This window comes from Streptomyces sp. URMC 123 (assembly GCF_051386515.1).
In the GTDB taxonomy this organism is placed as follows: Bacteria; Actinomycetota; Actinomycetes; order Streptomycetales; family Streptomycetaceae; genus Streptomyces.
In genome coordinates this window covers 1-11099 of sequence record NZ_JBPQTV010000213.1, presented here as the reverse complement: position 1 = coordinate 11099, position 11099 = coordinate 1, and the positions used below count along the sequence as shown (strand labels likewise).

The window sequence follows — 11099 nt, the reverse complement described above, 5'->3', positions numbered from 1 at the left end:
CCTCAACGGCAAGGCCGAGGTCAAGAAGGGCGACCGCATGGTGACCTTCGGCTCCAGCGGCGGCTGGACGACGACGCCGACGATGTCGAGCTTGGTGAAGCCGACGTAGGGGCGGACGTGGACCACGCGGGTGAGGTCGCCGCCGGCGGGTTCGACCCGGTCGACCTCGCCGACGGGCACGCCGGGCACGAAGGGCCGGCCGCCGCTGGAGCCGAAGGTCACCATGCGGTCGCCCTTCTTGACCTCGGCCTTGCCGTTGAGGAGCTGGACGCGCAGCGCGCGGTCGCCCTGGCCGGTGGCGAAGCCGAGTTCCGCGGTCTTCTCCATGCGGGTGCCGACGGTGAAGTCGGGGTCGTTGGCGAGCAGCACGGTGGCGGTGGAGGGGCCGACGGTGGTGACCCGGCCGACCAGCCCGTCGCCGTTGATGACGGTCATGTCGCGGGTGATGCCGTCGTCGCGGCCGGCGTCGATGGTGACGGTCCAGGAGAAGCCCTGGGCCGCTCCTATGGCGATGACCTCGGCGCCCTTGATGGCGTACTGGCCGGCGCCGGCCGTCTTCAGCATCCGGTCCAGTTCGGCGGCGCGGCTGCGGGTGCGGTCGTCGCTGCCCAGGCGCTGCTTGAGGGCGGCGTTCTCGCGCTCCAGCTCGCCGATCCGGGTGTGGCGCTCGCCGGACTCGCGAACGGCCCCGATGGCGTTGCCGATCGGGTCCACGGCGGCCGCGACGCCGTTCTCCACCGGCCCGAAGGCCGAGGCGGCGGCCTGGCGGGCGCCGTCCAGCGGGGACTGCTCACCGCCCCGGATGTCCACCGTGATCAGTGCGAACGCGATGGCGACCAGCAGCACCAGCAGCAGCCGGCTCTCTCGTGTGTCCCTCACGTGCGGCGGCGTGCCTTCCTCGTCGGACCGGGGGTGGGCCGTGGGGCCGGCCGGTCGGGTCGGGCTTGTTGCCTGAGCGTGTCGCGGTCCGCCCGGGTCGCCGCGCGGTCCGCGAATGTCTCGGCACGGTGCCTTGCCGTCCGCTCGCTCAACCGCCGGCGGACGACACGGCACCGTGCCGTCTGTATATCAACGATCCACTGCCGCGAACGGCAGGGCCCGGGCCGCCGCTCCCCCGGTGGGGGGAGCGGCTCCCGGGCAGCGGGCGGGCCGGCCCGGCCGCGGTCATCTGCGCGGCTGGGCGTCGAGCACCTGCTGGAGCGCCTCGAACTCCTCGACGCACTTGCCGGAGCCCAGCGCGACGGAGTCGAGCGGGTCCTCGGCGATGTGGATGGGCATGCCGGTCTCGCGGCGCAGCCGCTCGTCCAGGCCGCGCAGCAGCGCGCCGCCGCCGGTGAGCACGATGCCGCGGTCCATGACGTCGCCGGAGAGCTCCGGGGGGCACTTGTCGAGGGTGGTCTTGACCGCGTCGACGATGGCGTTGACCGGCTCCTCGATGGCCTTGCGGACCTCGGCGGCGGAGATCACCACGGTCTTCGGCAGGCCGCTGACGAGGTCGCGGCCGCGGATCTCGGTGTGCTCGTCCTGCTCCAGGTCGAACGCCGAACCGATGGTGATCTTGATGCTCTCGGCGGTGCGCTCGCCGAGCAGCAGGCTGTACTCCTTCTTGATGTGCTGGATGATCGCGTTGTCCAGCTCGTCGCCGGCCACCCGGATGGACTGTGCCGTGACGATTCCGCCCAGCGAGATGACGGCGACCTCGGTGGTGCCGCCGCCGATGTCCACCACCATGTTGCCGGTGGCCTCGTGGACCGGCAGGCCGGAGCCGATCGCGGCGGCCATCGGCTCCTCGATGATGTGCACCTGGCGGGCGCCCGCCTGGGTGGACGCCTCGATGACGGCGCGGCGCTCGACACCGGTGATGCCGGAGGGCACGCAGACGACGACGCGGGGGCGGGCCAGATAGCGGCGCTTGTGGATCTTCAGGATGAAGTACCGCAGCATCCGCTCGGTGATCTCGAAGTCGGCGATCACGCCGTCCTTGAGCGGGCGGACCGCGACGATGTTGCCGGGGGTGCGGCCGATCATCTTCTTGGCCTCGGAGCCCACGGCGAGAATGCCACCGGTGTTGGTGTTGATCGCGACGACGGACGGCTCGTTCAGGACGATCCCGCGACCCCTGACGTACACCAGCGTGTTGGCGGTCCCGAGGTCGACAGCCATGTCACGGCCGATGAACGACATGTTGTTCCCCATGAGGATACGTCTGGCCTTCCCAGCTGGAGCGATGTGAATTGCGTTCGGCAGGGTGAGCACTGTGGGCTTGGAAGCCCCCATCGTAGTCTCGCCCGCGTCAACGCGCCGCGAGGGTTCCTCCGCCATTGTCAGCAGAACGCACGCCTGCCCCCGTAATGGTGACGTCGTGTCGGCGTCATCAGTTCCCCCGTTCGGTGCGCATATGCCAAAGGGCGGTCGAATTCCTTCGACCGCCCCAGGTCACCGGGGGTGAACAGGTGACTTTCCGTCAGCGGTGACCCGATCAGGCGAGGCCGGGAAAGAAAATCTTGAGCTCGCGCTCGGCGGACTCCTCGGAGTCCGAGGCGTGAATGAGATTCTCCCGGACAATGGTGCCGAAGTCACCCCGAATGGACCCGGGCGGCGCGGCGATCGGGTCGGTCGGGCCGGCCAGGGCGCGCACGCCCTCGATCACCCGCTCGCCCTCGACCACCAGGGCGACGACCGGGCCGGAGGACATGAACGCCACCAGCGGCTCGTAGAACGGGCGGCCGATGTGCTCGGCGTAGTGACGCTCCAGGATCTCGCGGTCGAGGGTGCGGAGCTCCAGCGCAGTGATCGTCCAGTCCGCCTTGCGCTCGATGCGCCCGACGATCTCGCCGACCAGGCCGCGGCGGACCGCATCCGGCTTGAGGAGGACGAGGGTGCGCTGGGTCATGAACGGCTCCTTCGGTGCGTACGGCAGGTGGCGGTACGGGGGTACCGCGCGCGGGTGCCACGAGGCTACATGGGTGACCGGCGGGGCCTTCGCACAGCGCCGGGGTCCGCTACGGCGCGGGGGTCGCGCCGGCCGCGGTGTCGCCCGCCGCTGCCGCGAAGCGCGCCTTCGCCTCGTCGATCTTCCGGCCGTAGTGGACCGAGGCCCACCACAGCGCGGCGAACACGGCGCCCATGAAGAACATGGTCGGCACCACGAAGCCCGCGGCGATCAGCCCGATCTGGAGCGCCCAGCCGATGCCGACCGCGCCGGGGCGCGACAGCATCCCGCACAGCAGCACGCACAGCGCCATCGCGACGCCGCTCACCGTCCACACCGTGCCGGTCGACAGGTCCGAGGTCTGCATCGCCACCAGCCCGGCGAAGCCCACCACGAAGAATTCACCGATGAGCGTGGACGCGCACAGGGTTCGCATCGTCGCCAGTCCCCTTCAGTCCTCAGTACCCGTTGTGTACCCGTATGCCTGCACGCCGCGGCGCCTAGCGCCGCTTGCCCAGCAGCAGCCGGGCCTCGCCCACGGTGATCACCGAGCCGGTCACGAGCACCCCCGCGCCCGCGTACTCGGCCTCCTCCTCCGCGAGGGTGATGGCCGCCTCCAGGGCGTCGTCCAGGCGCGGCTCGACCTGCACCCGGTCCTGGCCGAAGACCTCCACCGCCAGGGCGGCGAGCTCGTCGGCGTCCATGGCGCGCGGGGTGGAGTTCCGGGTCACCACCACCTCGGCGAGGATCGGCTCGAACGCCTCCAGCAGCCCCCGTACGTCCTTGTCGGCGCTGGTGCCGACCACGCCGATGAGCCGGCTGAAGCCGAACGCCTCGGTGATCGCCTCGGCGGTGGCGCGGGCGCCGGCCGGGTTGTGCGCGGCGTCCAGCACCACGGTGGGGCTGCGGCGCACGACCTCCAGCCGGCCGGGCGAGGCCACGGACGCGAACGCCGTGCGCACGGCGTCGATGTCGAGCGTGCGGGCGTGCTCGGCGCCGATGCCGAAGAACGCCTCGACGGCGGCGAGCGCCACGGCGGCGTTCTGCGCCATGTGCTGGCCGTGCAGCGGCAGGAAGACCTCGGAGTACTCGCCGCCGAGGCCGCGCAGCGTCAGCAGCTGGCCGCCGACGGCGACCTCCCGGGCGACCACGCCGAACTCCATGCCCGCCCGGGCCACCGTGGCGTCGGCCTCCACCGAGCGCTTCAGCAGCACCTGCGCGGCGTCCACCGGCTGCTGGGCCAGCACGACCGTGGCGCCCTGCTTGACGATGCCGGCCTTCTCCCCGGCGATCGCGCCGGGCGTGTCGCCGAGCCGGTCGGTGTGGTCCAGGTCGATCGGGGTGACCACGGCGACCTGGCCGTCGACCACGTTGGTGGCGTCCCAGCTGCCGCCCATGCCGACCTCGACGACCGCCACGTCCACCGGCGCGTCGGCGAAGGCCGCGAAGGCCATGCCGGTGAGCACCTCGAAGAACGACATGCGGTGCGGCTGGGCGGCGTCGACCATCTCCACGTACGGGAGGATGTCGCGGTAGACCTCGATGAACCGCTCGGCGGAGATCGGCGCGCCGTCCAGGCTGATGCGCTCGGTCATGGCCTGCACATGCGGGCTGGTGTAGCGGCCGGTGCGCAGGTCGAAGGCGCTCAGCAGCGCCTCGATCATGCGGGCGGTGCTGGTCTTGCCGTTGGTGCCGGTGATGTGGATCGAGGGGTAGGCGCGCTGCGGCTCGCCGAGCACGTCCATGAGCGCCTGGATGCGCACCAGCGACGGGTCGAGCTTGGTCTCGGGCCAGCGGCCCAGCAGCTCGCCCTCCACCTCGCGCAGCGCGCGGTCCAGCTCGGGGTCCTCGGGCCGGCTGGGCACGAGGTCGCCCTGCGGGGGGCCCGCCTGGGTGCGCAGGGTGCGGCTGCCCGCCTCGATGACCGCCAGATCGGGGTCGCGGTCGGTCTCCGCGCCGACGATCTCCTCGAAGGCGTCGTCGGGGGTGCCGGGGTCGTCGTGTTCGGGGCGCTCACTCACGCCCCCAGTCTACGGAGGCCCCCGCGGCTCCCCCGCCGGGCCCGGCGTGGCTCCCCTCCGGCTCCCTCCCCGACCCCCGCCGGGACCTTGGTCCCGCCGGAATAGGGACTTTCGGCGTCCGCGCCGGGCCGGGGGCCGTGCGAGCCTGGCGATCATGTCGGAGCGCAGCGCCACCCAGGCCACGTCCTCGTCCACCCCGTCGTCCTCCGGGAGGTCGGGTTCCTCGCGGCCCTCCTCCAGCCGGGACATCGGCATCGATCTGGGCACCGCGAACACGCTGGTGTACGTCCGCGGGCGGGGCATCGTGCTCGACGAGCCGTCCGTGGTCGCCATCAAGGAGGGCGCGAAGGCCGCCCTGGCCGTCGGCCGGGAGGCGAAGGAGACGATCGGCCGCACCCCCGGCTCGATCACCGCGATCCGGCCGCTGCGGGACGGGGTGATCTCGGACTACGACGCGGCCGAACAGATGATCCGCTACTTCATCCGCAAGGTGGCGCCGGGGCGGTTCGCCCGGGCCCGGCTGGTGGTGTGCGTGCCGAGCGGGGTCACGCCGGTGGAGCGGCGGGCCATCGTCCAGGCGTCGACACAGGCGGGGGCGCGCAAGGTGCATCTGATCGAGGAGCCGATGGCGGCGGCCATGGGCGCCGGGCTGCCGGTGTCCGAGCCGCGCGGCTCGATGGTGGTGGACATCGGCGGCGGCACCACGGAGGTCGCCGTGATCTCGCTCGGCGGCATCGTCACGGCGCGGTCGCTGCGGGTCGGCGGCGACCGGCTGGACGCGGCGATCACGGACTACGTGCGCAAGGAGCACGGGCTGCTGATCGGGGAGCGCACCGCGGAGGACATCAAGGTGGGCATCGGCTCGGCGTGGCCCGTGCCGGGCGACGACGAGCTGGAGGCGCGGCGCTTCACGGTCCGGGGCCGGGAGAAGGTCGCCGGGCTGCCGCGGACGCTGGACCTGACCGCGGCGGAGATACGGGCGGCGCTGGACGAGCCGGTCGAGGCGATCGTCTCGGCGGTCAAGCAGACGCTGGAGGAGTGCCCGCCGGAGCTGGCGGGGGACGTGATGGAGCGCGGGATCGTGCTCACGGGCGGCGGGGCGCTGCTGCCGGGGCTGGATCTGCGGATGAGCTCCGCGACGGGGATCGCCGTGTTCGTGGCGGACAACCCCCTGGAGTGCGTGGCGCTGGGCGCGGGCAAGTGCGTGGAGGAGTTCGACTCCCTGCACCGGCTGCTGACGGCGAGCTGAGAGCGCGGGCCCGACGGGGGGGGGCGGCCCGGCGGGCCCTTCTCGGCCCGGCCCCCGGGCCCGGCGGACCTCAGCCCAGGCCCGTGGGGAGCGTCGCCCGCACCACGTAGGAGCCGTCCTCCGGCCCGGCCGTGAACTCGCCCCCAACGCTCCGCACCCGCTCCGCCATGCTGAACGTGCCCGTACCCGTCCCCGTGTCCGTCCCGGCCGCCGGCGCCGGGCCCGGCGCCCCGGCCCCGCGCAGCCGGTTGCGCACCTCGACCGTGAGCCGGCCGCCGCCGTCCTCGGCGATCAGGACGGCGACCCGCTCCCCCGGCGCGTGCTTGATCGCGTTCGTCAGGCACTCCTGCACCACGCGGTAGACCGCCGCCTGGCGGATCGGCGAGAGCCGCCGGGCGGCGTCGCAGAGCCGGAGGTCCACCGGGCTGCCGGCCCGCTCGCTCTGTTCGACCAGCTCGGCCAGGCCCGCGACGCCCGGGGTCGCCGCCCGCCCGTCCGCGCGCGCCACGATGATCTCGTTGAGGAGCAGATGGGCCCGGCGGGCCGCCTCCGCCAGGTCCTCGAAGTCCGCCTCGTGGGCGGTGTCGCGCGCCCGCCGCGCCAGCACCTGGGAGCGGATGTTCAGCAGGGTGAGCTCGCGCCCGACGAAGTCGTGGACGTCCTGGGCGATGGCGCCGCGCTCGCGCTGGACCGCCCGCAGCGCCGCCGCCTCCGCGCGCTCGGCCTTGAGCTGGGCGACGAGGTCCTGCCGGTACGCGGAGATGCCGACGCCGCAGGCCAGCACGCCGAGGGGGACGACGGCGCTGAGGAAGTCGGCGAGCGAGGCAGCGGGGTGCGGGGCCCAGCCGGGCACCTGGAAGAGCACCACGGCCAGGGCGATGTAGCCGGCCGTGCCGCCGATGCCGAGGGCGCGGCCCCGGTAGCGGGCGAGGGAGTAGAGCCCGAACTGCACGAGGGTGAGCTCGTGCAGCCAGCCGAAGTACGCCAGCCCCGCCAGGAAGGGCAGCCAGGGGGCCTGCCGGCGGACCATGACGGTCGCGGCGCCGGCGGCGAGGACGAGGGTGGCGGTGAGGCCGGTCAGAGAGTTGTCCGCCTCGGCGAGGCCGGGGACGTCGAAGAGCATCAGCGCGAAGCAGCTCAGGGCGACGAGCGCGTCGAAGCCGCGGGCGGAGACGCTCCAGCGGTCGAGGAGGCTGTGCCGGCCCTCGGCCTGGGCGCGCCAGATCACCTCGGCCGCGGCGGCGGGGCGGGAGGCGGGGGCGGTACGGGATCGGTCACCCGTACGGGACTCGGTGCCGGTGCGGGGCCGGGCGGCGGCACGGTGAACCGCAGGGACCCCCGAGGCCGGAGTGCTCTGCTCCGGTTCGCCGTGCATAACGCGCATAACGTCCATCATCCAGGGCGCACGGGCGAGAGCACCCGAGCGTACAGGCGAATAAACGTGACATGGCACACAATCAGTGGTGACGGTGTGGTGTTCCGTCCCGGAAGGCGGGGCGGGCGGACGGGTGGCCGTGGCGCGGGGCGACCGCGACCCGGCGGCGGAAGCGGCACGACAGCGGAAGCGGAGGCCGGTGGACGAGCACAGGCCGGTGGACGAGCCGAGAGCCGTGGGCGAGCACGGGCGCGTACGGGAGCGGGAGCCGGCCGACACGGCGGCCGGCCCCCCCGGCGGCGGCCCGGCTCCCGACGCCGACGCCGACGGCGCCCGGCTGCGCGCCACCCTGGAGGCGCTGCCCCTGGCCGCCCTCCTGCAGAGCCCCACCGACCGCGTCGTCGCCGTCAACCACCGGCTGATCCGGCTCTTCGGCCTCCAGGGCCGGGTGGACACCCGGCCCGGCGCCCCCGCCGCCCCCATCGCCGAGGTCGTCGCCGAGCTGCTGCCGCCCGGCTACCCCTCCGCCCTCGGGCCCGCCCGCGACGCCGCCCGGCACCGCTTCCCGCGCACCACCGAGGTCACTCTCACCGACGGGCGCACCCTCCGCCGGGGCCTGCACCCCCTGCACGACGGCGGCCGCTTCCTCGGCGTGCTGTGGACCGCCCAGGACATCACCGAGCGCAAGCGCGCCGAGCGCGACCTCGAACGCGACAACCGGGCCCTGGCCGAGCTGGTCCGGCAGGCGAACGAGTTCACCGCCGCCGCCTCCCACGAGCTGCGCACCCCGCTCACCTCGATCCTCAGCTTCTGCGAGCTGCTGGCCGACCCCGCCTCCGGGGAGATGTCCCGTGACCAGCGGGAATTCCTGGCGGCGATCCGGCGCAACGCCGAGCGGATGCGGGGCGTGATCGCGGACCTGCTGCTGGCGGGCCGGACCCGCGCGTCCCGGCTGGAGCTGGAGTTCGACGCGGTGCGGGTGCCGCGGATGCTGGAGCACGCCGTGATCGACCGGATGGCGACCACCACGGCCGCCGGCGTGTTCGTCTGCCTCGACTGCGCGGAGGGCCCCGCGCTGCGCGGCGACGAGCACCGGCTCCAGCACGTCCTGGCGAATCTGCTGGAGAACGCGGCGAAGTTCACCCCGCGCGGCGGCCGGATCGACGTCACCGGGCGGGTGCGCGCCGACCACTGGGAGATCGAGGTGGCCGACACGGGCATCGGCGTCCCCGAGGAGTTCCGCGAGGAGATCTTCCACGGGTTCAAGCGGGCCCCCAACGCCCAGCGCGGCGGCTACCCCGGCACCGGGCTCGGCCTCGCCGTCAGCCGGGACATCGTCCGGCTGCACGGCGGCGAGCTGACCGTGGGCGGCCGGGAGGACGAGAGCGGCCGCGAAGGCGAGGACGGCCGGGAGCGCGAGGACGGCCGGGAGGGCCGGGGCGCCCGCTTCCTGATCCGGCTGCCGGTCGCCGGCCCGCGGGAGCCGGCGTGACCACCCGGGTACTGGTGGTCGAGGACGACCCCGACGTGGCGCTGGCCCTGCGGGTGCTGCTCACCCGCGCCGGCTACGAGGTGCTCGCCGCCGACAACGGCCGCGACGGCCTCAAGCGCCTCTTCGCCGACCGCCCGGCGCTGATGATCCTCGACGTGGGGCTGCCCGAGCTCAACGGCTGGGAGGTGCTGGAGCGCACCCGCGACATGACCGACCTGCCCGTCCTGCTGCTGACCGCCCGGGGCGCCGAGCGCGACCGGGTACGGGGGCTGCGGGCGGGCGCCGACGACTATCTGCCGAAGCCGTTCGGCAACGAGGAGCTGCTGGCGCGGGTCGAGGCGCTGCTGCGCCGCAGCTCCCCCGCGCGTTGGTCGGGCCAGTACCTGGACGAGGCCCTGCGGCTGGTGCCCGAGCGCCGCGCGGCGGTCTGGCAGGGGCACGAGGTGCGGCTGAGCGCGATCGAGTTCCGGCTGCTCCAGGTGCTGGTGCGGAACCGGGGGCGGGTGGTCACGGTCGAGCAGCTCCTCGCCCGGGTCTGGGACGACCCGGACGGCGTGGGCCGCGACCGGGTGAAGTTCGCGGTGCTCCGGCTGCGGCGCAAGCTCGCGGAGGCGGCGGGCGCGGACGCGGAGGACCCGCTGGAGGCCGTCCGCGGCCTCGGCTACCGCTACCGCGCCCCGGAGTAGCGAAAAAAGCAACGGAACGGCAACCGAACACCCGCTCACCGCGCAACGCGCGACCCGCAGGGTCTGTACGTCCGTATTGTCCCGACCCGCCCGTGGAGTCCCGTTGCGCATGCCGATGCCGCCCGCCCGATCCGTCGCCGTCGTCGTCGGCACCCGCCCCGAGCTGGTGAAGCTCACGGAGCTGGTCCGGCTGCTGGGCCCCGCCGCGCACCTGATCCACACCGGCCAGCACTACGACGAGGAGCTGTCCGGCCGCTTCCTCCAGGAGCTGGGCCTGCCCGAGCCGACGTTCCTGACCGGCGTGGGCGGCCGGCCCCGCGCCGTCCAGATCGGGGCCGCGCTCGCCCAGCTGGACGAGGTCTTCGCCGCCGAGCCGCCGATCGCGGTGGTCGTGCAGGGCGACACCAACGCCGCCCTGGCCGGCGCGCTGGCCGCCAACAGCCGGGACATCCCGCTGGTGCACGTGGAGGCCGGGCTGCGCAGCCACGACCGGGACATGCCCGAGGAGCACAACCGGGTGCTGATCGACCGGCTCGCGGACGTGCTGTGCGCGGCCACCGAGGACAACCGGGCCAACCTCCTGGCCGAGGGCATCCCGGACAGCCGGATCGCCGTCACCGGCAACACCGTCGTGGAGGCCGTGGAGCGGCAGCTGCCCGCGCCCGCCGAGCGCGCCGCGCTGCTCGACCGGTACGGCCTGGCCCCGGACGCGTATGTGCTGGCCACCGTGCACCGGCCGGAGAACACCGACGACCCGGACGCGCTGAGCGCCGTGCTGCGCGAGCTCGCCGCGCTGGCGCGGGACGGGATGCCGGTGCTGCTGCCGCTGCACCCGCGGACCCGGGGCCGGATCGAGGCCGCCGGCCTCGATCACCTGCTGGAGCCGCTGACCGTCACCCGGCCGCTGGGCTACGGCGCGTTCCTGGCGCTCGCCCGCCACGCCGCGCTGATCGTCTCGGACTCCGGGGGCGTGCAGGAGGAGGTCACCGTGCTGGGGCGGCCCCTGATCGTCGTGCGGCGCTCCACGGAGCGGCCCGAGGCGATGCGGGACTTCGCCGCGCTGGTCCGGCCGGGCCCGGAGATCGGCCGGCTGGCCCGGGTGTGGCTGGACTCCGGCCGCGCCGGCCTCGACCGGCTGGCCTCGCTGGACAGCCCGTTCGGGGACGGCCTGGCCTCGCGGCGGATCGTGGAGCGGCTGGCCGCGTTCGCCGAGCGCTCGGCGCTGGCCACGGCCGCGTAGGCGCCAGGGGGCGGGCAGCCGCGCTCGTACGAGCCCGCGCCCCGTACGCACGCCAGCGCGCCCCTCGCCCCCTGGCGCCTACGCGGCCGTGGCCAGCGCCGAGC

At 74.2% G+C, this 11099-nt stretch carries 10 protein-coding genes; 4 read left to right on the top strand and 6 right to left on the bottom strand.

All coding sequences use genetic code 11. From position 1 onward, the window contains the following. The 5 genes from mreC to folC all read right to left on the bottom strand — a co-directional run. A partial coding sequence (mreC, locus tag ACSNOD_RS21855) for a rod shape-determining protein MreC (RefSeq protein WP_436768701.1) occupies positions 1-879 on the bottom strand: 879 nt, incomplete at its 3' end. Positions 880-1164: 285 nt separating this feature from the next. Then, complete coding sequence (locus ACSNOD_RS21850; protein ID WP_436768702.1) at positions 1165-2184, bottom strand: rod shape-determining protein; 1020 nt, start codon at positions 2182-2184, stop codon at positions 1165-1167. A gap of 295 nt (positions 2185-2479) precedes the next feature. After that, positions 2480-2893 (bottom strand): nucleoside-diphosphate kinase, encoded by a 414-nt coding sequence (gene ndk / locus ACSNOD_RS21845; protein ID WP_436768700.1) that lies wholly within the window; start codon positions 2891-2893, stop codon positions 2480-2482. A gap of 109 nt (positions 2894-3002) precedes the next feature. Further along, positions 3003-3368 (bottom strand): DUF4233 domain-containing protein, encoded by a 366-nt coding sequence (locus tag ACSNOD_RS21840; RefSeq protein ID WP_436768699.1) that lies wholly within the window; start codon positions 3366-3368, stop codon positions 3003-3005. Between the two features lie 64 nt (positions 3369-3432). Continuing rightward, positions 3433-4953, bottom strand: a complete 1521-nt coding sequence (folC, locus tag ACSNOD_RS21835; protein WP_436768698.1) for a bifunctional tetrahydrofolate synthase/dihydrofolate synthase — start codon at positions 4951-4953, stop codon at positions 3433-3435. A gap of 154 nt (positions 4954-5107) precedes the next feature. Here folC and ACSNOD_RS21830 point away from each other — a divergent pair, with 154 nt between their 5' ends. Further along, a complete protein-coding gene (locus ACSNOD_RS21830; RefSeq protein ID WP_436768697.1) occupies positions 5108-6202 on the top strand; it encodes a rod shape-determining protein in 1095 nt (364 codons plus the stop codon). A 70-nt stretch (positions 6203-6272) separates the two neighbouring features. Here the strand turns inward: ACSNOD_RS21830 and ACSNOD_RS21825 are convergent, their stop codons facing one another. Continuing rightward, positions 6273-7586, bottom strand: a complete 1314-nt coding sequence (locus ACSNOD_RS21825) for a sensor histidine kinase (RefSeq protein WP_436768696.1) — start codon at positions 7584-7586, stop codon at positions 6273-6275. 190 nt (positions 7587-7776) lie between these two features. On the opposite strand from ACSNOD_RS21825, the gene ACSNOD_RS21820 reads away from it, so the two are divergent. The 3 genes from ACSNOD_RS21820 to wecB all read left to right on the top strand — a co-directional run bounded on the left by ACSNOD_RS21820 (position 7777) and on the right by wecB (position 10995). Beyond that, a complete protein-coding gene (locus tag ACSNOD_RS21820; RefSeq protein ID WP_436768695.1) occupies positions 7777-9069 on the top strand; it encodes an ATP-binding protein in 1293 nt (430 codons plus the stop codon). Next, positions 9066-9755: a response regulator transcription factor gene (locus tag ACSNOD_RS21815; RefSeq protein WP_436768694.1), complete on the top strand. Its 690-nt coding sequence runs from the start codon at positions 9066-9068 to the stop codon at positions 9753-9755. Before ACSNOD_RS21820 ends, ACSNOD_RS21815 begins: the two co-directional genes overlap by 4 nt. A gap of 109 nt (positions 9756-9864) precedes the next feature. Beyond that, positions 9865-10995: a non-hydrolyzing UDP-N-acetylglucosamine 2-epimerase gene (wecB, locus tag ACSNOD_RS21810; RefSeq protein WP_436768693.1), complete on the top strand. Its 1131-nt coding sequence runs from the start codon at positions 9865-9867 to the stop codon at positions 10993-10995. Positions 10996-11099: the final 104 nt, after the last annotated feature.

What these genes read in the sequence shown, in the direction of transcription:
- ndk (WP_436768700.1), bottom strand. Translation starts at nt 2,893, where the DNA reads ATGACCCAGCGCACCCTCGTCCTCCTCAAGCCGGATGCGGTCCGCCGC.
- ACSNOD_RS21840 (WP_436768699.1), bottom strand. Translation starts at nt 3,368, where the DNA reads ATGCGAACCCTGTGCGCGTCCACGCTCATCGGTGAATTCTTCGTGGTG.
- wecB (WP_436768693.1), top strand. Translation starts at nt 9,865, where the DNA reads ATGCCGATGCCGCCCGCCCGATCCGTCGCCGTCGTCGTCGGCACCCGC.
- ACSNOD_RS21825 (WP_436768696.1), bottom strand. Translation starts at nt 7,586, where the DNA reads ATGCGCGTTATGCACGGCGAACCGGAGCAGAGCACTCCGGCCTCGGGG.
- ACSNOD_RS21830 (WP_436768697.1), top strand. Translation starts at nt 5,108, where the DNA reads ATGTCGGAGCGCAGCGCCACCCAGGCCACGTCCTCGTCCACCCCGTCG.
- ACSNOD_RS21850 (WP_436768702.1), bottom strand. Translation starts at nt 2,184, where the DNA reads ATGTCGTTCATCGGCCGTGACATGGCTGTCGACCTCGGGACCGCCAAC.